The sequence below is a fragment of the Gordonia sp. OPL2 genome (assembly GCF_003797825.1).
Taxonomy (GTDB): domain Bacteria; phylum Actinomycetota; class Actinomycetes; order Mycobacteriales; family Mycobacteriaceae; genus Gordonia.
Window position 1 is genome coordinate 1 of record NZ_RKME01000145.1, and the last position, 379, is coordinate 379.

Consider the following 379-nt stretch of genomic DNA (forward strand, 5'->3'; position numbering starts at 1 on the left):
GCTCCTGCCGCACCACGTGGAACCCGGCCTGGGCGGTCAACGCCACCAGCTCGTCGGCCGTCAGGCGGTTCAGCGCCCGGTATTCGTTGAAGACGAAGCGCTTGTACCCCTCGGGGCCGAAGTCGGCAAACCCGAAATCGGTCTCGGCGGCGTCGATCGGGCCCTCGTGCGTGCGCACGATCTCCCACAGTTCATCTTCGCTCACCAGCAGGTGGTGCCAAGGCACCTCGTCATAGCGGCGCAGGTGCGATCCGTAGGGCGAATAGAAGAGCGGCTCGATCTGGATGAAGAAGAAACCGCCCGGCCGCAGGCAGGCGTGGAGGTCCTTCAGGATGGGCAGCAACTGGTCGCGCTGCACGTGCTCGAAGGTGGACCAGCT

1 protein-coding gene is annotated in these 379 nt (G+C 65.4%); it reads right to left on the bottom strand.

All coding sequences use genetic code 11. The features are described 5' to 3' along the window. Positions 1 to 358 (bottom strand): hypothetical protein (locus EEB19_RS26715; RefSeq protein ID WP_222930019.1); only part of this gene is annotated, 358 nt, incomplete at its 3' end. Positions 359 to 379: the final 21 nt, after the last annotated feature.